The organism is Microlunatus kandeliicorticis (assembly GCF_014137855.1).
In the GTDB taxonomy this organism is placed as follows: domain Bacteria; phylum Actinomycetota; class Actinomycetes; order Propionibacteriales; family Propionibacteriaceae; genus Microlunatus; species Microlunatus kandeliicorticis.
In genome coordinates, this window is the sequence record NZ_JACGWT010000002.1 from 748,121 (window position 1) to 767,301 (window position 19,181).

Below are 19,181 nucleotides of genomic sequence, written 5' to 3' on the forward strand. Positions count from 1 at the left end.
CGGTATTCAGGTCTCAGAAGACAGCTAGCGCCACTCTGTGCAGAGTGTCAGGGTCCGCAGTGTCATCCGCGTCGACCAGAATCGGGTCTTCCTTTGTCGGCGGCTCGAAGCTGTCCCCGTGAGCAGCGAGGACGTCATCTGAAACATCCATCCGGCCACGCTTCTCCCGGTTCGCTAGTACGCGCTCGCGTTGCCGCGCTGAGTCAATGGTGACCCAGACCAGTGAAAATGAAGTACCGGCCTCAGCCGCAACCTCACGCCAAGCGTCTCGAATGAAGCAAGGGGATCCGGTGTCGTCCACGATGACGTGGCGGCCCTTGCGCAACGCCTCTGCGGCGACACGGTGCGCCAGGTCGTTCGTCTTCGCCCATTCCTCGAGTGGCAGTGCTTTGGAGCCGTCGAGTCCTCGGGCCGCATTGATCTGATCCAGATTGATGACCTCGGCATCACCGAGTTCGGCCAGTCCGGCGGCGAGCGTGCTCTTGCCGGAGAAGGAGTGCCCGCACAGCAGCGTCAGAGTCACACCAAAAGACCTTAGGAGGGCTTGCACGCAAACCGCAGCCCACGAGGGCCTTGAGGCGCTGCGTGGAGCGATCTAGCAGCTGGCGGTACTCCCAACGGAGCGTGCGGTAGCCGGTGGTCACGCGGACGCGTGCAGTTCACGGTGGTCACGCGGACGCGTGCGATAACCGGTGGTCACGCGGAGGCGTGCGATAACCGGTGGTCACGCGGAGCGTGCGGTTGCCGGTGGTCACGCGGAGCGTGCGGTTGCCGGTGGTCACGCGGAGCGTGCGGTTGCCGGTGGTCACGCGGAGCGTGCGGTTGCCGGTGGTCACGCGGAGCGTGCGGTTGCCGGTGGTCACGCGGAGCGTGCGGTTGCCGGTGGTCACGCGGAGCGTGCGGTTGCCGGTCGCCATCCGAGATGTCCCTCCTAGCGACCCAAATGGGCCGGCTCGGCGACATAGCCAGGCTCATGCAGCGCTGCTTGCGACTGTCGAGCCTGGTCAACTGCGAGGTGTCGCATATAGCCCGCCCGCATTGATTCTCAGTGAGGGGGCCTCAACTGCTACACGATTTGGCCACCGTGGGCACGGCGCCACAGGTCCATCCCATACACCGGCCCGAGCGACCGCCGGCCCCGTTCGAACCCGACCCGCAGATGCTCCTCGAGCTGGTTCAAGTCCGCGCCGGCGTAGATGCACAGCCCGGCCAGCAGCAACTCGGTACCGATATGAGTAGCCGGTGAGGCCACCCAGGTGCCGACACTCGTGCCGGCGGTCTGCGCCAACAGATCAGCTCGACCGTCCGCGATCGCCCTAAGTTCGGCGACCGCCGCATGGACGGAGCCTCGTTCGGTCGCCCGCCGCCACGCCGTCCCGTGCAGAGCCGCCACCGTCAAGTTGTCCCGCGTCGCCACCATACCAGTATCGAACACACGTTTGATTGCAGCAACACTGAGCGGTTGGCCTTCAGGACTGGCAGGCTGCGGTCGTGGAGGTTCCACCTCGACCGGGCGTGCCGGTCATGTCGAAGGTCTATGCGGCCTGGCTTGACTCGCTGCCCTGGACCGAGATCACCGCCCGGCAGCGCGCCGGCGAAAGCGTCAAAGCCCTCGCCGCCGAGCTAGGAATCAACCGAGCCACTCTGGCCCGCCGGATCGCCTCCGATGATCCGATCCGTCGCGGACCACCCAGCATCCAGCTGCCCGTCAGCGACGACGACCTCCGCGCCCGCCACGCGGCCGGGACGACCGTCACCGAGCTGGCTCGCACCTACCAGGTAAGCCGCGCCACCATCTGGCGCCACCTCACCGTCCAACCCCTCAACACCACTCCCGCCACCACGACCAACCCTCGAGCTGGGCGCAGTGTCCGCGCCACCGCACGAACCCGCGATTACCGGGCCTGGCTGAACGGCCTTCCCTGGCCCGAACTGGCCCAGCGCTACCAGGCCGGCGAAACCATCATCTCCATGGCCAACAGCCTCGACATCCCAACAGCCACGCTCTACAAACGACTACGACAACACACCACCATGCGACCAACCCGACAGCCAGCCGACATCTCAGCCAGCCCAGCCGAACTCGACGCCGCACACCGAGCCGGAGTCAACGCCACCCGCCTCGCCCAAGCTTTCGGCGGCACCGCCACCAGCGTGACCCGACGCATCAGACTCCACCGTCAAGCCCAGGCCTCCGAGAACGCCAGCGAGTAGCACTGCCGAATTTGGCTCTATGAGATCAAGGCGGCTCGCTGCGCTCGCCGCGGCTGCGGTCCGTGTCCTCACTCGCTGCGCTCGCTGCGGGCCGGTCCTCGCTCCTCGCGGCCCTCTGGCAACGTGGGATGCCGCCAAGCTATTCGATGCGCTGACGGAACGACATTGAAGGGCTGCTGGCTCCATTGAATTCCAATCTGAGCCAACTTCTTTGACTGCCTCCTTGGTAGGTGCATCTGAAGACCAAGAAACTGAATAATCGCTACAATAAGCAAGAAAAGCGCGGCTAACGCCACCGTATAAACCGCAAGCGCGGATGCGCCACCCGTCTTTTGAGTGAATTGCACTACAACTGACTCTTGAGGAAACATCCCGGAAACAATGGTAATCGCATCACGCAACGCCGGCAGGCCAAAGACTACGGTGCCGATCAGACCAAGAAGTGTGAAAAAACCGGCACGTCGATCTCGCTTCTCTGCCACAAATGCCTGGGACACCGCATGTAGACCGTTAACACGGTCCTTCAGTCGTTCATAAAGTTGATCGGCATTCGACATCCCGAGCAACCTATCGACGACTGCCTGCAACTGGATCTGGCTGTGGAACCGGCGCTTGTACTCAACGAGACCCGCTGCAAGCTGCATCTGCGCCCACAAGAGTTTTCGCCTGGTTTGGCTTGGATTAGATGTCGCCTCATCGATCATGGTCAGCTGCCAGAATTGCAGCAAATACTGCTCAATTGCGGATACGACTGCAAATTGCGAAAACAGCACGTTCGTCGATGCCCTTCGACGCACGTGCAACGCATTGCCCACTGCAAGCCAAAGGGACTCGCTATCTTGGAACATGACGTCCTCCAAGACTTCATCGAGCGCGCGCCCTCGCAGTACAACCTCCCCTTTACCTAAGCGCGAGATGACGGACCCGAGTTCTGTCTTGTGATCCTCAACGAGGCTGAGGCAGCAGCCTTTCTGGCCATCACAGAATAGCGTGGTGTACCAGAGCCAATAGGAAGTAGTTAGACCGAGAACTGAAAGTAAGCTGTCGAGGTAGAGCACGCCCAAGTCTTCGGGAGCAAATGGGTACGACTGTTCTTGGGTGTCTTCAGCAGGGCTAAAGACGACAGTCTTCGCTCCTTCTGAAATTGCCGGCTGCTCTACGCCGTCAATGAGTCGTTTTTCGCGGAAGATTGGCCTACATTGGCCAACAATGTCACTCGACACTTCAACCTCCCGCAGAAACTGGGTGGTTACGGAAGAAAGCGCAGTGAGGTGGCCGACATCTCCAAGACTTTCATTCGGGAAGACTAGCGTTAGTATCGCCGCCCCTGACCGATGGAGTGTCAACCAGACCATCACCTGCCGCGGCTCGCCGTCGACTCCGTCGTCCGCCCACCTGACAAAGGCGGGTCGAGCCTGAAGACGCACATACGGCTCAGACTCTAGATATCCGTAACTATAGACAAATTGATCAACTGCGTTCCGAAGGCCACCAAGTATTTGGGCTTCTTCCACAGCCACTGCGGCCGCCTGTCGCAAACTTGCTAGTTCCGCGATTTGTGCGTCGTATCTACCAGACCCGGAACGCTCTTCTTTCGCGTCAATGTTTTTACGCCTTAACAGCGCTGGCAGAAAGATCTTCGCAGACAGCAAGGGGTGGGCGGTCAGCAAGCTCGACATGCGAACTTCCTGGTCATTCAGCCTTGTCATGAAGTCGATAATCGAGTCTAGATCACGCTGTGATTTTTCGACATATTTAAATCTGTGGGCGACACGCACAGAAGCTTCAGCCGGCGTCGTTGAGGTTCGCGCCCAACCGACCCGGAGCAGCCTTTCCGCGGCACTGGAGAGATCTACGCCAGCCGCTAGTGAAAAGGCCATGCTGTAGACGGAGGTCTGTGCATAGAGATTGAGCGGATGCACGGTCGGTTTGCGACGATGCCAGTACATTACAGCATTGTACATAGACCGAGCACGTAAAGTCGTGTGGCTCTAGAAGCCACCACGGAATTAGTCGCCTCAGCACTGCGGCTCGGCCAGCCGGAAGCCACTAATACCGGAGCGCCGTTGAACATTGCTTGGGCATACATAATATGTCATGCTGCCTGCCTTCACTGAGGGGTTCAGGAAATCTTGACCTTGGGTGGCCCCCCGAGTCGAGCGTCCCGACTAGCTTTGTCGCGAAAAGTTGATGCAGACTTGCCCGATGGGACTCGAGAGGGCGCAGGCGGCCTGGGAGCGAGCAGCGCGAATGGTCGCCGACCTGAGCGCTCACGCTAGCAGCGGTGCGCCCTTCGAGTTCCCGGACAGACTCCCTTACGTCCTTGATCTCTTGGCAGGCGTGAGACGACAAATTAATGAAGGCCTCAAGTCCGCTAGCCCAACTGTCCTAGCGTGGTGGCGCTCGCAGCTCACCCCGCGCCGCCGAGCCATCACTGAGATGCGCAACGCAGCCTTGAAGAGGCTCGATCAGCAAGTGGAAGAAGCCGGCTTTTTTCAGGTTTTCAGTTCTGATGGCACGATCAAGACAACAACTACCTCACTGATGGGCGAGTCAACCAGCCAAAGAACGGTCCCCTCTGGGGACGTTGTACGTATCTCGACGGGCTGGCAGTTCGTCGGAGGCATCTTCAATGGCGAGGACGTGCTTCGAGTTGTGAGAGAGGAGCTTGACGACCTTGCGAAGCTGCTCGTTGAAGCCAAGCGGCGCGCTGGTGAGTGACTGTCTCGGTGACAACACTGCGGGCGGTGAGCCTATCGATGTCGACGGGCACGGACGGCATCGACGCTCAGGATGCGTTCCGCGAACCGTAAAAGGGTGATTCGCATGCAGCAGTCCCGCCCAGCTTGAAGGCCGGGGGAGCGACGCTGGACGCCACGGCTGCAATCCGGCGCCGCGGCAGATCTGCAAGGTGGCGTCGTCCGGCAGCCATGATGGCAGCCAAGCTCGTGCAACGGCCCTGACTTCGACACCCTTGAGTGGACACTCCCAGGCGGAGGCGGGCGAAGCAGGGCGTCCCGCGGCCGACTCGTAATGCGTAGGTCCGGGGTTCGAATCCCCGAGGCGGCTCCCACCACGACAGCTGATCGGTCTCCTCGTCCACTTCCTTGGTCCTGTCGATCGGACCAGTTGGCCAGCCGGTTCGGTTCACCTCCAGCCCGTACGAGGGGCCTCGAGGACGCGATCCCGCTGGTCGGCGACGGCCAGCGGCCGTCGCCGCAGACCCGGCGCTGTGCCTTGTTCGCTGAGTGGTCGTGCCCTGACAACCGCGCGCACCCGATGAATTCGGCCCGGACCCGAGGTCGACCGCCTTGAGACCACCGAAAGCCACCGCCACTGCCACCCCGGAGGACCTGTGAAGCTCCTGCTGACGTCTGGCGGCGTCACCAACCCGTCCATCGAGGCCGCGCTGACCGGCATGCTCGGCAAGCCGGTCGCTGAGGCCGACGCACTCTGCATCCCGACGGCCCAGTGGGGTCACCCGGACTGTGGGCCGGCGTCCGTCCGCGGCTTCGTGCAGGGCGTGCCGCCGTGGAACCTGACCGGCCTGCCGTGGAGATCGGTCGGCGTCCTCGAGCTGACCGCGCTGCCGAGCATCGGCGCCGAACGCTGGCAGCCCTGGGTCCGCGACGCCGATGTGCTGCTGGTCGACGGTGGCGACGCGACCTACCTGGCCCACTGGATGCGTGCTTCGGGGTTGGCCGAGCTTCTCCCCGACCTGACCGACACCGTGTGGGTCGGGATCAGCGCCGGCAGCATGGTGATGACGCCCCGGATCGGGGAGACCTTCGTCACCTGGCACGGGGCCGCCGACGACCGCACGCTGGGTGTCGTCGACTTTTCGATCTTCCCCCACCTGGACTACCCGGGCTGGGAGACCAACACGCTCGCCCGCGCCGAGGCCTGGGCCGCCCGGATCGGCAGTCCCTCCTACGCCCTCGACGAGCAGAGCGCGATTAGCGTCGTCGACGGCGAGGTCACCGTCGTCTCCGAGGGCCGCTGGCGCCGGTTCCCGGGCTGAGGGCGACCGACGCCCGTGGCTCACCGGTCCGGCGAGCCCGCTGGCGACAGCCCGCATGCTCTCGAGTCCGCCGACGGCTCAGAGCCGTGACCTCTGGACGAGGGTGAGGCCGGTCGGCTGTCAGGTGACCAACTCGTCATGCGTCGGCCCTCGTGCAAATCCTCGAGGCGGCTCCGCAGCCGGGTCAGTCAGGCGGTTCCGCTGATCGCGGTGCGGAGGACGACGTAGATCGCGACGAGGAGGACCAGGACCGCAAAGCCGCGGCGAAGCTTGAGTCCGGAGAGTTTGGGTGCGAGCCGGCCGGCGGCCAACGCGGCGACGACACTGGCTGCGGTGAACGCGGTGGCGACCGACACGTCGATGGTGGTGTCGCCGAGGTGAGCGACCAGGGCTGACGCCGAGTTGGCGACGATGACCACGAGCGAGGTGGCGGTGGCCGCGGCCATCGGGAGCCCGAGGAGCAGGGTCAGCGCGGGGATGATCAGGAAGCCTCCGCCGACGCCGAACAGCCCGGTGAGGAAGCCGACGACCACACCGGCCGCGGCCGCCTTGGGGAGGCAGCTCCGCCAGTGGACGCCACCGCCCGGCAGGGCGCAGGAGCCGCCGACGGCGTCCCCGCTCCGCAGCATCCGCACGGCAGCCGCGATCATGACCGCGGCGAAGCCGAGCAGCACGATCGACGGATCGAGCAGCTTGTTGACCGCGGTGCCGGCAAAGGCCGCGACGCCTCCGGTGACGGCGAACACGAGGGCCAGCCGCCACTGCACCTGCTTGAGTCTCGGGAGGGCGCCGGCCGCCGAGGAGAGCCCGACGACCAGCAGCGAGGTGGGCACCGCCTCGGCCAGCGGGAGCCCGACTCCGTAGACGAGAGCGGGGACGGCCAGGATGCTGCCGCCACCGCCGAGCAGCCCGAGCAGTGCGCCCACCACCAGACCGAACGCGGTGGCGAGGACCAGGGTGCCGATCACGAGGCCGGGCCGGCCGGAAGTCGGTCCAGCAGGGCCTGGTCGCCGGGCTGGCCGGCTCGGTTGTAGGGCAGCTTCCCGAGCAGCCGGGCCATCGTGCAGGTGTCGGTGAGCGCCGAGACGGCGAGGCCGGCGCCGATGCCGCCGGAAAGGATCAGGGTGAACGACGTCAGTCGGCTGGTGAGGACACCGAGGAGCACGAGTCCGCCGGCCACCATCCGAACCTGCCGCTCCATCGCCCACCGCGACCGTCCGGTGGTGACGGTGCCACCGGCCTGCGCGTAGCCGTCGACACCGCCGGTGAGGACGTGCAGGTTCGCCATGCCGACGGCGGCGAGTCGCTGTCGGGCCTGGTCGGCTCGGACCCCGGACTGGCAGACGAGGACCACCTTGCGGTCCAGCCGTGCGGCCAGCGCAGCGGCATGCTCGCCGACGAGGTGCAGAGGCAGGTTGAAGGAGCCGGTGATGTGGCGGGTCTCGAACTCGCCCGGGGTGCGGACGTCGAGGACGGTGACAGCGTCGGGGTCGGCGGTCATCCAGGCGAGCACGCTGGACGCGTCGACCGGGCTGGCCTGGTTTCGCGGCGGGTGCTGGTTCGTTCGCGTCACGGGATCTTCCCTCACAGGACGGTGCCGGGGCCGCTGGCGGTGACGACGGGCAGTCCAGCGGCCGACCAGGCGGCCATCCCACCGTCGAGGTTGCTGACCGAGCGGCCGTGCGCGGCGAGCTGGCGCGCGGCGAGGGCGGATCGTCGGCCGGAGCGGCAGACGGTGATGACGGGACGGTCGGCGGGGATCTCGCCGAGTCGGTTCTCGAGCTGTCCGAGTGGGATGTGCAGGGCCGACGGGGCGTGGCCGGCCTGCCACTCGTCGGCCTCCCGCACGTCGAGCAGGAGTGGAGCTGCACCGTTGCCGGAGACGGCGGCGTGGGCGTCGAGGGGGGCGATGGTGATCGGCGCCGAGAAGGTGGCGCGGAGTCGCTTGATCATGAGTGGTCGGCCTCGCTGTTCTGGTCGGTGATGAGCGGGAGTCCTGCCGGCCCGGCGTTGCTGAACGAGTCGTCGACGGCGACGAGCTGCCGTCCGGCGGCCGACAGGAAGGAGGCGGCGACGGAGGCGCGGTAGCCGCCGCCGCAGTGGACCCAGACCTCGCCGTCGGGGACGTCACGGATTCGGCCGGGCAGTTCGTGCAGGGGGATGGTGACGGCGCCCTCGATCCGCGCCGCGGCCGACTCGGCGGTGCGACGCACGTCGAGGACGACCACGGGGCGGTGGTGTCGTACGTGGGCGAGGTCGGCGAAGGTGGCCCGCGGGAAACTCGCCAATGGGCGATCCGACCAGTCGTCAGGTGAGCCGGTGGCCATCGCCGCTGGACGGTCGATGCCGATCCGCACCAGCTCGCGCTGTGCTGCCTCGACGTCGGTCCTCGTCTCACCGAGCAGAGTCACCGGCGTGCCCCAGTCGATCAACCAGCCCAGATAGGTCGCGAAGCCACCGTCGAGGCCGAAGTTGAGACTGCCGGGGACGTGGCCGGTGGCGAAGACGGTCCGGGTGCGCAGGTCGACCAACCACTCACCGGCCTCGATCCGGCGTCGCAGCTCCGTGCGGTCGGCCCGACCGGGCAGGGTCAGGTCGGCCTCGGTAGGCCCGGCGCTGTTGGTCGGGGCCATGTGGACGTAGTAGGCCGGGTAGACGTCGAGCCCGTCGAGCAGCGCCTCGACGTACTCCTCCTCGCTCGAGGTGAGCACCGGGTTGGTGGTGCGCTCCCGGCCGATCGTGGAGTCGGTGGCCTCGGACTGGCTAGCCGAGCAGAAGCTGCCGAACCCGTGGGTGGGCAGCACCTCGGCGCGGTCGGGAAGCTCTTCGGCGAGACGGTGGGCGGAGTGGTACTGGGCGTGGACGAGGTCGTGGGTGTGGTCGGGCCCGAGCAGGTCCGGGCGGCCGGTGGCGCCGAACAGCAGTGAGCCGCCGGTGAAGACCGCGACCGGGTCGTCGCCGGCGCTGAGGGCGTAGGCGAGGTGGGTGAAGGTGTGGCCCGGCGTGGCGATCGCCCGCACCCGCATCGTCGACCCGACCACGACCTCGTCGCCGTCGGTGACCGGGGTGCGCTCGTAGCTGACCTCATCGGCGGCATTCACCAGGTAGGCCGCCCCGGTCAGCCGGGCCAGGGCGAGGCCGCCGGTCACGTAGTCGTTGTGGATGTGGGTCTCGAACACGTGGGTGATCCGCACCCCCTGCGTGGCGGCCAGGTCGAGCACCCGGTCGATGTCGCGCTGGGGGTCGACCACCAGCGCCACCTCGCCGTCGTGGGCCAGATAGCTGCGATCGCCCAGGGTGGGCGTCTCGATCGGAATGATCGTCGGTCGCACACTGCCGCTCCTCTCGTCCGATACCCATGGGGGTATCTGTCGGGTGACAGAGTAGGCGGCGTCACGGCTGTGATCAAATCGCGGATTCACAACCACGGAACAGGTGTCGATACCCCTGGTGGTATGCTTCGGCCCTCGATACCGAGGAGGAACGTCCGTGACCTACGCATTGCGCACCACCGTCGAGCGCCCCTACGCCGCCGTCGTGGAGGAGACCCGCCAGGCCCTGTCCGACCAAGGCTTCGGCGTGCTCACCGAGATCGACCTGCAGGCCACCATGAAGGCCAAGCTCGACGTGGAGATCGCCCCGCAGGTGATCCTCGGCGCCTGCCGGCCGCCGCTGGCCCACGCCGCCCTGGAGGCGGAACCGTCGATCGGCCTGCTGCTGCCGTGCAACGTCGTGGTGAGGGCGAGCTCGGAGACCAGCACCGTGGTCGAGGCCGTGGACCCGCAGCTGATGGTCGGTCTGACCGACAACTCAGCGCTCCAGGCGGTGTCCGACGAGGCTGCTGGTCGGCTCCGCGCCGCGCTCGGGGCCCTGGACGGCACCCCGGTGGAGCAGGCCTGATGGTTCAGCTCGATCAGGCGTCCATCCGACCGGCGGTGAACCGGCTCAAGCGGGCCCGTGGGCAGCTCGACGCCGTGATCCGGATGCTCGAGGAGGGCGAGGACTGCGAGGACGTCGTGACCCAGCTGGCTGCGGTGAGCCGAGCCCTGGACCGGGCCGGTTTCTCGATCGTGGCCACCGGGCTCAAGCAGTGCATCGCCGACGAGGGCGTCGACAGCCTGGACGTGCAGAAGATGGAGAAGCTCTTCCTGTCCCTGGCCTGAATCGCGCCTGCGAGTCAGCGGCGGTCGGCGGAGCTCCGGGCGGCCTCGACCCGGGCGATGTCGCGGTCGTCCGGTCCAGCCGCGTGGAACTGACGCACCAGCGCGGACTCCTGGTCGCGCAGCGCGGTCTGGACGGCCGGATCGTCGGAGACCCGACCGATCCGCATCCGCAGATCCAGGAGGGCGAGCACCACCTCGGTGGACGAGACGGCATAGGTGCGGATCTGGTCGAACGCGAGGTCGACCAGCTCGGCGACGCCCACCGGACGGACGAGCAGGCGCACCTCGCCGTCACGCCCGAGCTGCCCCGGTGGATCGCCCAGCTCGCTGATCATGGTCAGCCCGGTGCCGATCTCGAGGATCGCGTTGATCGCGGTGTAGGGGTCGTTGGTGCCGCTCGACAGCGCCCGGACCGCCATCTCGGCGAGCTGTAGGACGGCGTACCGCTGGTCCTGGTGCGGCGTCCGCGAACGCCCGAAGTCGAGGTGACGCCGCAACCGCTGCTCGACCCGCTGAGGCAACTCCCCCACGCTGCGGAACTCGATCAACGGATCGCCGGCCACCACGTGGTCCCCGACGCGGATCAGCAGCCGCGCCCAGCCGTGCAGTTCGGCGGTCGTCTCCACCAGTCCGCGGTAATCCACGTGCCGGAGGAAGCCGTGGTCCTCGGCGCGGAGGACGAGATCGGCTCTCGACTCGCCCGTCGGGTCGAGCACGACGTTTCCGGGCACCGCGAGATCGCGGTGGTCGTCGAAGCGCAGGCTGCTCTGAAGATCCTGGAGGACGCGGGCGGCGAGGTTGGCGATCTGGATCGACTCGGCGATGTGGTGGATGAAGTAGATCAGCACCGCGACGTCGAGCACGGCCAGCCCGATCGCCAGCGTCACCGCGAGGTGCGGCACGAACTCCGGACCGGCGGACGACTGCTCGCGCACCGACCGCAGCACCAGCAGCGCATAGAGGAAGGTGGCGCCGAAGGTGCCGAGCACCAGCTGGTTGCCACGGTCGGCCATGAAGTTGCGGACCAGGCGCGGGCCGTAGGTCGAACTGGCCGTGGCGATCACCGAGATGGTGATCGAGAACGACGTCGCCGCCACCCCGAGCATCGATCCGCCGATGGCGGCCAGCAGGTCCCGGCTGCCCGAGGCGCCCACGTTGTTGACCAACGGCAGGCCGGCGACGCCCCGACCGACCAGGTCGCGGTCGAGCCCGACCAGGACCTCGGCGAGCACGGCGGCCACCGCCAGCAGGACCGCAGGGACGAACCAGAACGACTCCACCACCGAGGCGAGCCGTTGACGCAGAGAGTGCACGGCGCAGCCTAGCGGGAGGGCGTGACGGTCACGGCTGGACCACGATGCCGTCCCCGACCGCGGTGATCACCAGCCCGTCGTCGGTCGCGCTGATGCCGCTCAGTCGCTGCGAGAACGGGAGCGATCCGAGCGGGATGGTGACGGTGAGCCGCTGACGCAGCAGGAGGCGTGCGGTGGCCCCGAGCGTGCCTCCGTTGGTCGAGACGGTCTGTGGGATCAAGCGGAGGTTGCCGTCGGTGACGGCGAGCCCGACCTCCGCACTCGCCTCGAGCCGTTGGTCAAGCACCTGCACCGTCCCGGTCAGCCGGACGCTCTGGTCGCCCTCGGCCCGGCTGATCGTGAGACGACGACCGGTGGCCGTGAAGTACCGGTTGAGCGCGTCGTAGGTCAACCGCACGGTGGCGTCGGAGTGGCCCACCCCGATGGTCCGGACGTCGCGGACCAGGACGTCGTGGAAGGGCACTCGGACGTCGGTGAGCCGGGCGTCCACCCGGGCGATGGTCAGCGGTCCGTCGTGCAGGTCGTCGACCCGGACGTCGACCTCGTCGTAGGCGCCGCGGACGACCTGGGGGAGGAACAGCCCACCTCCGATGTCCACCGACGGCGGCCGGCTGCTCCCGGTCGCCGAGGCGAGGTCGCGGGAGATCAGGTCCTCAGCGGAACGCCGGGCGAGCCGATCCCCGGCCCAGCCGAGAAGCAGCAGGGCGATCACCACGGCGACGGCAGCCGTCCAGGAACGCGAGCGTCGCGCGGATCGGCTGGAGTCAGGCACGCTGACCTCCTGGCAGGCCACCCGCCGTGCTCGGTGCCGGACCGCCGTCGGGCGTGGGGTGCGGGAGAGGCCGGGGGCCGGGCACTCGCGGCGGTCGGCTCGGCCAGCGCGCCGCGGGCCCGAGCAGGGCGAGGACCGCGGGCGTGAGCACCGGCCGTACCAGGAAAGTGTCCAGGAGCAACCCGACCGTCATGGCGAAGGCGATCTGCCGAAACGTCGCCAGCGGGATCACCGCGACCAGCGCGAACGTCGCCGCGAGGATGGCGCCGGCGGTCGTGATCGCGTGGGAGGCGCGCGGTACCGCCTCGATCAGGGCCGGGCGCATGGGCTGTCGTCGAGCTTCGTTCCAGATGGTGCCGATCGAGAAGACGTTGTAGTCCGAACCGAGGGCGATCAGCAGGACAGCGGCCGCGAAGGGCGCGTAGAAGGTCAGCCCCTCCTGGCCCAGGATGTCCTGGAAAACGAGCGTGGTGAGCCCGAGCGCGGCCGCCACGCTGAGCACGCTGCAAGCCAGCAGCGCGACTGGCGCGACGACGGCTCGCAGGAACAGCACGAGGATCATGAGCTCGATCGCCATCGCGACCAGCAAGGTCACCTCGAGGCTGCGTCGCGTGAGCTGTCCGACCTCGTCGGCGATCAGGGTCTGACCGGTGAGCGACAGCTGGGTGTCCGCCAGCCCGGCGCGAGCGCTGAGGGTGGGCAGCCGGTCGCGGAGCAACCGAGCGTCGGTGATGGCCCGGGAAGCCAAAGGATCGCTGTCGAAGACGACGACGTAACGCGCGGCACGACCGTCTGGGGTCAGCACCAGACCGCGCGCCTTCGCGGTGGGCAGATCGGCGGGGCCGATCACCCGACTGACCCCCGGCTGAGCCGAGAGCTTGCGTTCGAGAGCTGCCAGCGCGGTACGGCGACCGGTCAGGTTCGTGCCTTCGACGAGGATCTCGGTGGGCGCCGTGATGCCGCGCAGACCGACCTGGTCGAGCAGCCGAGCTCCCTCGGCCACGGCGTCGTCCCGCGGCAACCCTGCGGTGAAGGACAGGTCCAGCCGGGCGCGGGCCAACGGGAGGGTGGCCAGGCCGAGGACGACGACGACCAGCACCAGCGTGACCAGAGCCGGACCACGGCGGGTGATCAGCGCGACGAACCTGGTGAGGCGGGAGTCCGTGGAGACCTGCCGTCGGCGGGTGATCGCGCGCTCGCGCTCGGAACGTCGGCCGGGCAGTGGTGTGAACAGTCGGCGACCGAGCACCGCCATCACCGCGGGGGTCAGGGTGAGGCAGACGGCGAGCCCGACCAGCACGGTGAGAGCGAGGGCCGGACCAAGGCCGCGGAAGATCGCGAACGGTGCCGCGAGCAGCGCGATCGTGCCGCCGGCGACGGTCAGGCCGGCGACGCCGACGATCGACCCGTTGCGCTGCAACGCTGCTCGAGTCGCGTCCGCCACCGTCGGCCGGGTGTCGAGCTCGTCGCGGAAGTCGGCGAAGAAGAGGACGCAGTAGTCCGTGACCACGCCGAGCAGCAGGGCCACCAGCACCGGTTCGAGCTGGGTCGGGACCTCGAAGCCGAGGGCGGCTGCGAGCGAGGACAGCACGGGGAAGTAGACGCCGTAACCGACGGCGGCGATGGCGAGGACGGCGAGCGGGGCGAGCAGCGAGCGGAAGGCAATCGCCACCACCAGGATGATCAAGAGCACGGTGGCGATCTCGAAGAGCCGGAGGCGCTCGCGCAGATAGTCTCCCTGGGCCACCTGGGCCGGCACGAAGCCGGTGACGTAGGTGCCGACCCCGCTCTGGTTGTTGAAGTGGGCGGCGTACTGCTGGGCGAGGCGCACGGTGTTGCGCAGACCGGTGCCGTCGGTCATGAACAGATAGGTGACCGTGGTGTCGGAGCGGCCGGTGGGCACGGGGATCGCAGCCTGGATGGCGCCGGGTGGGGGCGGTTCCGGGGCTTCCAGCACCGTTTGGGTGGTGCCCAGGGCCCAGAGCAGCGAATCGGCCCGGGTCAGCACGCTGAGCCCGCCGGGCTGGTGGACGACGACCGTGGTGCCGGCGATCACCGGGACCCGGAACGTGGCCAGGATGCGCTGCTCGACCCGGAGCACCGGGCTGTCGGGTGGCAACAGATCGCCGAAGCCGCCGCCGTTGGTCTGGACCGGAACCAGGATGATCATGATCGTGGCCAGGGCGGTCCAGGCCCCGATCACCACCCAGCGGCCCCGGACGACCACGGTGCGATAGCCATGGCCGACCGCCGCGACCACGGCCGAAGCGCTGGCCGCCATCCGCTCGATCAGCCGAGGCTCTCCCGGATCCGTCATCGGATCATCGGGTCGGCGTGGGGCTGGGTGTCGGTTGCGAGGTGCTCGGCTCCGACGTGGCGACGGGGCTCCCCGGGGCGCTCGGGCCGGCGTTCACGTCGGTGCGCACGCGACAGTCGGCGAGGTCGGTGGCCAAGCGCGGTTCGACGGGCTGCAGCCGCCGGACGATGTCGTCGAGGGTCGTCAGGTCGTTCTGGTCGAGGGCGGGTCCGAGATCGCCGAGGGCCGCGTACACGTCCTGGGCGTCGTTGATCACGGCGAGACAGGCCGCATTGACCTGCGCCTGCGCCGCGGCGCCATTGGCGACTGGGGTGGGTGTCGATCGGCCCGGAAGCGTCGACGTGTTCGATGTGCGGGTGGCGAAGTCGGGCGTGCCGGCGTCGAGCAGTCCGACCGTGAGCACCCCGACCAACAACCCGGCGGCGAAGATCAGCACGGCGAGCCAAGGGGCGGGCCGGCGCGCCCGAAGCGACTGACCGACAGTCGGCGGCGTCCCGTCGTCCGGTCGATCGTCCTGGCGGTGATCATCCGACGTCGTCATGATCGGCTCCTCCCGTCCCCCACGGCCACGGCCGCCCACGCCGGCGATCGCCTCAGCGGTTCCGCCCGGCGTCACCCGGTCGCTCGGACAGTACACCGAGGTCGAGAGCGCCCACGATGATCAGGTGCGGAACCGTCAGCGCGAACAGGGCGCTGAAGGCGGACGCGGCGAGACCCGAGCCGCTGCGAGCCAGGACGACCAGCGCCGCCGTCCCGGTCAGCGCCAGCCCTGTGGGTACAGCGGCCGCGCGCAGGAACCGGCCGACCGGTGCCGCCCGGCGACCACGGCGGAGATCAGCTTGGTTTTCCGGCTGGCTCTCGATCATCCGAGCCGAGTGGCGCAGGCCGTGCCAGCCGCCGAAATAGACCCCGAAGGCCGCCAGCGGGGGCACGCAGCCGAAGAGGGCGAGCAGCGCGATCAGCTCGACCACCGTGAGCGGATCGTGGCGACGCCCCGCCTCCACCAGGCTCACGGCCACACACCCGACCAGCAGCGCGATCAGCGCGAGTCGGATCGTCGGGGTGGCCGGGTGAGCCCCGGGCGCGACGGCGCGCAGCATGCGGTCCGTCCGTGCGGGCCAGACAGCGAGCGGGAGGACGACGGCCGGCAGACCGCGGGCGAGAACCGCGCATCCGAGCAGGAGTCGGCGCATGCGCGGGCGCGTCGTAGGCCCCGCGAGCCGCCCCCGGTCGGCCATCACGTCGCCGACACCGAAGTGCAGCACCGACAGCGCGAGCAGCACCAGCAGCGCAGCGGGACCGACCAGCCGTAGGGTCACCAGCACGGTGGCGGCCAGCGCGAGATAGCCGCCGAGGACGACGGTCATGGCCCGCGCCCCCGACCGCAGCCGGCCGGTCCAGAACGGCACCAGGTGGTCGACGGCCCCATGCGGCATCCCGATGACGATCCCGATCGCCAGGACGACCGGACCGCCCCGCTCGAGCACTACCGGATCGGCGAGCCCGAGCGCGACGGCAAGACCGGCGAGCACCAGCGAGCACCGGACCGCCGCCCGTTCCCACCGCACCGGCGACGGGTCGGGGCGGACGGTGACCGCGTGCTGGACCTGGGTCACGATCAGCGGACCGTGGCGCCGACCGGTCGGGCGTCGGCGAGGCGCTCACCGGAGACGAACACCGGATCCGGGTGCGGGGCCTCGCCGTCGGCGACCTCGGAGCCGGTGCGGTGCTTGGCCACGGTGTGGATGAAAATCCCAAAGCCCACCTTGGCGGCGATGTCGGCCAGGGTGAAAGCCAGCTGTCGTCCCACGGCCCACCCGGAGGAGTCGGCGAAGAAGAAGGGCACGCAGTAGGCGAGTGGGTAGACGCCCCAGGTGAGTGAGAGCAGCAGGCCGGCGCTCCGCAGCGCCGATCCGGCCGGCCCACCGAGGGCTTTGGCCGAGCGGAACGCCGTCCGCAGCAGCAGCACGTAGAGCGGGATGAAGACGACGGTCGAGATCAAGCCCCAGACCAGTCGCCCGGTGTCGCTGGAGAAGGTGTCGGCACCGAGGAAGCCGGTGACAATCATCAACCAGGCCAACACGATCAGGAGACCGCGCATCCGACGGGCCGCCCGCCCGACCAGGGTGGAGACCACCACGATCTCGACGGTCAGCAGCGGCACGGTGACCGACCAGTCGACGTACCGGTAGGCGTTGCGGAACTGCAGCGCGTGACCGGACGGGACGTACATCGCGGTGCCCGGATCGAAGCGGAAGCCGACGATCCAGGAGATGATCAGCAGCAGGTAGGCGAGAAAGGCGACCAGGCAGACGATCGAGCCGGCAATGCCGGAGGACCGGAACCGGGCCGAGATCTCCCGCTTGGTGCTCAGCAGATAGACGAAGCCGCCCAGCAGGGCGAAGGCGGCCATCACGAACGAGGCCAGCACGATGTCCCACTGGGACTGGGTGAAACTGAGATGACTCTCCACGAACACTCCTCATCGATGTCCGGGTCATTACCGCCCGGCTCGTGAAGAGCATAGTTGCTATATGACAATCTTCAGTCGGCGGGGTGAGCCCCGTCCGGCTCGAGGGTCGCTCCGAGGCGTCGGCCGGCGTCGGTGAGCGTGCGGTGCGCTTCCTGGGCTGCCATTCCCTGCCCGGTCAGCAGGGTGATGGCCACCCCGATCTCCCGGAACACCTCCGACGAGCGCTCGCTCGCCACCGGCTCACCGATCACCAGTTCGCTGAGGGAAGCCAGCGAGCAGTAGGAGGCGAGGATCGAGCCGAGCGCCACGTCCTCGGAGTCGAAGGCCTCCGGCCACTCGGAATAGAGGGTGAAGGCCACGCGATGTTCGCGGGTCAGATACAGGCGGAAGCACAGCGCGCTCGCGATCGACGTCTCCGCCCCGACGCGGCGGGCCCACTCCGGCCACCGCTCTTCGGTGCGCACGTCCGGGCAGACCACTACGTCGTTGCTGTGCAGGACCTCGAGCACCGGGGCGGCTCCGGTTTCCTCGCCGATCCGCAGCACCGTGTCGATCGTCGCGTCCGTGCGACCCAGGGGGCGGAGGCGACCGTCGCGATGCTCAACCAGCTCGACGTAATGAGCTTGCGGGAGCAACCGTCGGGTCAGTCCGGGCACGACCTGGGCGGTGGTCGTCAGGGAACCGTCCGCCAGTTCGCGGACCAGGAGCCGGAACGCTTCCGCCAGCTCAGCCAAGGAGCTGCCGTCGCCCGCCGTCGAGCGGTCTGCGTCGTGCAGGTCGGGGTCTGCGGCAGAGGGGAGAGTGGTCATCGTCGCTCCTGGTGGTCCGCACGGGCCTGGTCGGTCAGCCGCTCGACCAGCGACAGCAGCGTGCTCCGGTCGCCGGCCGCGAGTGGCTCCGTCATCCGGTAGAGCTCGCGGCTTTGTTCGCGTTCGATCTGCGACACCGCCTCCCGTCCACGGTCGGTGATCACCACCGAGAGAGCGCGCGCCGCGCCAGCCTGCCGGTCGACCAACCCATCCCGCTCGAGCCGCTGACCCAGGCGACTGGCCGAGGGATCACTCATCCGCAACTTCTGCGCCCAGTGGCGGAGTGGCACGCCGTCGGGTTCGTCGAGCAGGGCGTAGAGCGCGCGGAGCTGCACCAGGGTCAGCGGCACGTCGACGCGGTCGAGTACCTCGGCGAAGCGCTGGGTCACCGCTCGGGCCACCAGGCGGAGGCTCGCGGGCATCTCGGTCTCCTCATGCGGACGGCGCGCGTCCGAGGGATGCGAAGCCGGATCGTTCACGCCGTCACCTTCGTTTCGCCCTGGTCTGGACTGCCAGGATCATAGGCCGACACGCCAACGAGCCGGCGGAGATCACCGCCCAGGACGACGAGGCGAGAGCTCCCGCGACTTTGGTCAACCCGAGTCGGTCTCGAGGACGGCCCGGAAGGTCTCACCCAGCTCGGCGGCGAGGACGAGTGACTCGCTGCGGAGCTCCTCGGCCCGGGCGGCGATGGCCGCCACGTGTCCGCGCATGGCCAGGCAGAGCTGCAGCGGTGACTCCGTGGTGTGGGAGGACGGGGCACCGGCCGGTGCTCGGCGCCACGACGTCCGTACGCAGTTCTGTTCGGGTTCGTAGCCGACCCCGGACGGCCCGTCCTGCAGGAGCAAGATCAACTCCGTCACCGTCGGTGGACGGTTCAGTCGTCCGCGCAGCACGATCGGTCGATCGGGATGGCTCAAGCAGTCGGCGAGGTAGCGCGGTGACAACTCGACGAAGGAGACGATCCGCAACTGGACGGCGGGGGCCTCGACTGCCACCTCCGCGTTGGGGCCGTCGTCGGCCGCCTCGCAGACGTGGGGGCCCGCACTCGGGATCCCCGCGGACACAGGTCTCGGGGCGATAACGATGATCTTGATCC

Annotated in this window: 22 protein-coding genes; 5 read left to right on the forward strand and 17 right to left on the reverse strand. The window is 68.2% G+C overall.

Translation table 11 applies throughout. The annotated features are described in order from the left end of the window. Positions 1-13: 13 nt before the first annotated feature. The 3 genes from FHX74_RS08300 to FHX74_RS08310 form a co-directional block, all read right to left on the reverse strand. Positions 14-523 (reverse strand): AAA family ATPase, encoded by a 510-nt coding sequence (locus FHX74_RS08300; protein ID WP_182559582.1) that lies wholly within the window; start codon positions 521-523, stop codon positions 14-16. 145 nt (positions 524-668) lie between these two features. Continuing rightward, positions 669-917, reverse strand: coding sequence for a hypothetical protein (locus tag FHX74_RS08305; protein ID WP_182559583.1), 249 nt, complete (start codon positions 915-917; stop codon positions 669-671). 149 nt (positions 918-1,066) lie between these two features. After that, positions 1,067-1,288, reverse strand: coding sequence for a hypothetical protein (locus FHX74_RS08310; RefSeq protein WP_182559584.1), 222 nt, complete (start codon positions 1,286-1,288; stop codon positions 1,067-1,069). A 203-nt stretch (positions 1,289-1,491) separates the two neighbouring features. Here FHX74_RS08310 and FHX74_RS08315 point away from each other — a divergent pair, with 203 nt between their 5' ends. After that, positions 1,492-2,214, forward strand: coding sequence for a helix-turn-helix domain-containing protein (locus FHX74_RS08315; RefSeq protein WP_182559585.1), 723 nt, complete (start codon positions 1,492-1,494; stop codon positions 2,212-2,214). 68 nt (positions 2,215-2,282) lie between these two features. Here the strand turns inward: FHX74_RS08315 and FHX74_RS08320 are convergent, their stop codons facing one another. Next, positions 2,283-4,163: a hypothetical protein gene (locus tag FHX74_RS08320; RefSeq protein WP_182559586.1), complete on the reverse strand. Its 1,881-nt coding sequence runs from the start codon at positions 4,161-4,163 to the stop codon at positions 2,283-2,285. A 301-nt stretch (positions 4,164-4,464) separates the two neighbouring features. Here FHX74_RS08320 and FHX74_RS08325 point away from each other — a divergent pair, with 301 nt between their 5' ends. Together FHX74_RS08325 and FHX74_RS08330 are read left to right on the forward strand one after the other, a co-directional pair. Then, positions 4,465-4,935, forward strand: coding sequence for a hypothetical protein (locus tag FHX74_RS08325; RefSeq protein WP_182559587.1), 471 nt, complete (start codon positions 4,465-4,467; stop codon positions 4,933-4,935). Positions 4,936-5,569: 634 nt separating this feature from the next. Then, positions 5,570-6,235, forward strand: coding sequence for a Type 1 glutamine amidotransferase-like domain-containing protein (locus FHX74_RS08330; RefSeq protein ID WP_182559588.1), 666 nt, complete (start codon positions 5,570-5,572; stop codon positions 6,233-6,235). Positions 6,236-6,423: 188 nt separating this feature from the next. On the opposite strand, the gene FHX74_RS08335 is transcribed toward FHX74_RS08330, so the two are convergent. Genes FHX74_RS08335 through FHX74_RS08350 form a run of 4 tightly spaced genes read right to left on the reverse strand, consistent with a single transcriptional unit; the run spans position 6,424 to position 9,567 of the window. Beyond that, positions 6,424-7,203 (reverse strand): sulfite exporter TauE/SafE family protein, encoded by a 780-nt coding sequence (locus FHX74_RS08335; protein WP_220483598.1) that lies wholly within the window; start codon positions 7,201-7,203, stop codon positions 6,424-6,426. Next, positions 7,200-7,808 carry a rhodanese-like domain-containing protein gene (locus tag FHX74_RS08340; RefSeq protein WP_220483599.1) on the reverse strand — a complete coding sequence of 203 codons (609 nt, stop codon included), beginning with the start codon at positions 7,806-7,808 and terminating at the stop codon, positions 7,200-7,202. Before FHX74_RS08340 ends, FHX74_RS08335 begins: the two co-directional genes overlap by 4 nt. Before the next feature lie 11 nt (positions 7,809-7,819). Further along, positions 7,820-8,188, reverse strand: a complete 369-nt coding sequence (locus FHX74_RS08345; protein WP_182559589.1) for a rhodanese-like domain-containing protein — start codon at positions 8,186-8,188, stop codon at positions 7,820-7,822. After that, positions 8,185-9,567: an MBL fold metallo-hydrolase gene (locus FHX74_RS08350; protein WP_328823708.1), complete on the reverse strand. Its 1,383-nt coding sequence runs from the start codon at positions 9,565-9,567 to the stop codon at positions 8,185-8,187. Before FHX74_RS08350 ends, FHX74_RS08345 begins: the two co-directional genes overlap by 4 nt. A gap of 157 nt (positions 9,568-9,724) precedes the next feature. On the opposite strand from FHX74_RS08350, the gene FHX74_RS08355 reads away from it, so the two are divergent. Then, positions 9,725-10,135, forward strand: coding sequence for a DUF302 domain-containing protein (locus FHX74_RS08355; RefSeq protein WP_182559590.1), 411 nt, complete (start codon positions 9,725-9,727; stop codon positions 10,133-10,135). Further along, positions 10,135-10,398 (forward strand): metal-sensitive transcriptional regulator, encoded by a 264-nt coding sequence (locus FHX74_RS08360; RefSeq protein WP_182559591.1) that lies wholly within the window; start codon positions 10,135-10,137, stop codon positions 10,396-10,398. Before FHX74_RS08355 ends, FHX74_RS08360 begins: the two co-directional genes overlap by 1 nt. A gap of 14 nt (positions 10,399-10,412) precedes the next feature. Here the strand turns inward: FHX74_RS08360 and FHX74_RS08365 are convergent, their stop codons facing one another. The 9 genes from FHX74_RS08365 to FHX74_RS08405 form a co-directional block, all read right to left on the reverse strand. After that, a complete protein-coding gene (locus FHX74_RS08365; protein WP_182559592.1) occupies positions 10,413-11,711 on the reverse strand; it encodes a DUF2254 domain-containing protein in 1,299 nt (432 codons plus the stop codon). 28 nt (positions 11,712-11,739) lie between these two features. Continuing rightward, positions 11,740-12,483 carry an LmeA family phospholipid-binding protein gene (locus FHX74_RS08370; protein WP_182559593.1) on the reverse strand — a complete coding sequence of 248 codons (744 nt, stop codon included), beginning with the start codon at positions 12,481-12,483 and terminating at the stop codon, positions 11,740-11,742. After that, entirely contained in the window at positions 12,476-14,800 is a 2,325-nt protein-coding gene (locus FHX74_RS08375) for an MMPL family transporter (RefSeq protein WP_182559594.1), read from the reverse strand. The genes FHX74_RS08370 and FHX74_RS08375 overlap by 8 nt, the downstream gene beginning before the upstream one ends. 4 nt (positions 14,801-14,804) lie before the next feature. Continuing rightward, complete coding sequence (locus FHX74_RS08380; RefSeq protein WP_182559595.1) at positions 14,805-15,341, reverse strand: hypothetical protein; 537 nt, start codon at positions 15,339-15,341, stop codon at positions 14,805-14,807. Positions 15,342-15,393: 52 nt separating this feature from the next. Beyond that, complete coding sequence (locus tag FHX74_RS08385) at positions 15,394-16,416, reverse strand: Brp/Blh family beta-carotene 15,15'-dioxygenase (RefSeq protein WP_182559596.1); 1,023 nt, start codon at positions 16,414-16,416, stop codon at positions 15,394-15,396. Positions 16,417-16,418: 2 nt separating this feature from the next. Continuing rightward, complete coding sequence (locus tag FHX74_RS08390; RefSeq protein ID WP_182559597.1) at positions 16,419-17,273, reverse strand: bacteriorhodopsin; 855 nt, start codon at positions 17,271-17,273, stop codon at positions 16,419-16,421. A 71-nt stretch (positions 17,274-17,344) separates the two neighbouring features. Next, entirely contained in the window at positions 17,345-18,082 is a 738-nt protein-coding gene (locus FHX74_RS08395; RefSeq protein ID WP_182559598.1) for a GAF domain-containing protein, read from the reverse strand. Continuing rightward, entirely contained in the window at positions 18,079-18,504 is a 426-nt protein-coding gene (locus FHX74_RS08400) for a MarR family winged helix-turn-helix transcriptional regulator (RefSeq protein ID WP_182559599.1), read from the reverse strand. Before FHX74_RS08400 ends, FHX74_RS08395 begins: the two co-directional genes overlap by 4 nt. 171 nt (positions 18,505-18,675) lie before the next feature. Continuing rightward, positions 18,676-18,936 (reverse strand): hypothetical protein, encoded by a 261-nt coding sequence (locus FHX74_RS08405; protein ID WP_182559600.1) that lies wholly within the window; start codon positions 18,934-18,936, stop codon positions 18,676-18,678. Positions 18,937-19,181 lie beyond the last annotated feature (245 nt).

Excerpts from the sequence above, each read along its gene's own strand:
- FHX74_RS08305 (WP_182559583.1), bottom strand. The coding sequence starts at position 917 with ATGGCGACCGGCAACCGCACGCTCCGCGTGACCACCGGCAACCGCACG.
- FHX74_RS08395 (WP_182559598.1), bottom strand. The coding sequence starts at position 18,082 with ATGACCACTCTCCCCTCTGCCGCAGACCCCGACCTGCACGACGCAGAC.
- FHX74_RS08320 (WP_182559586.1), bottom strand. The coding sequence starts at position 4,163 with ATGTACTGGCATCGTCGCAAACCGACCGTGCATCCGCTCAATCTCTAT.
- FHX74_RS08380 (WP_182559595.1), bottom strand. The coding sequence starts at position 15,341 with ATGACGACGTCGGATGATCACCGCCAGGACGATCGACCGGACGACGGG.
- FHX74_RS08345 (WP_182559589.1), bottom strand. The coding sequence starts at position 8,188 with ATGATCAAGCGACTCCGCGCCACCTTCTCGGCGCCGATCACCATCGCC.
- FHX74_RS08360 (WP_182559591.1), top strand. The coding sequence starts at position 10,135 with ATGGTTCAGCTCGATCAGGCGTCCATCCGACCGGCGGTGAACCGGCTC.
- FHX74_RS08325 (WP_182559587.1), top strand. The coding sequence starts at position 4,465 with ATGGTCGCCGACCTGAGCGCTCACGCTAGCAGCGGTGCGCCCTTCGAG.
- FHX74_RS08375 (WP_182559594.1), bottom strand. The coding sequence starts at position 14,800 with ATGACGGATCCGGGAGAGCCTCGGCTGATCGAGCGGATGGCGGCCAGC.
- FHX74_RS08400 (WP_182559599.1), bottom strand. The coding sequence starts at position 18,504 with ATGCCCGCGAGCCTCCGCCTGGTGGCCCGAGCGGTGACCCAGCGCTTC.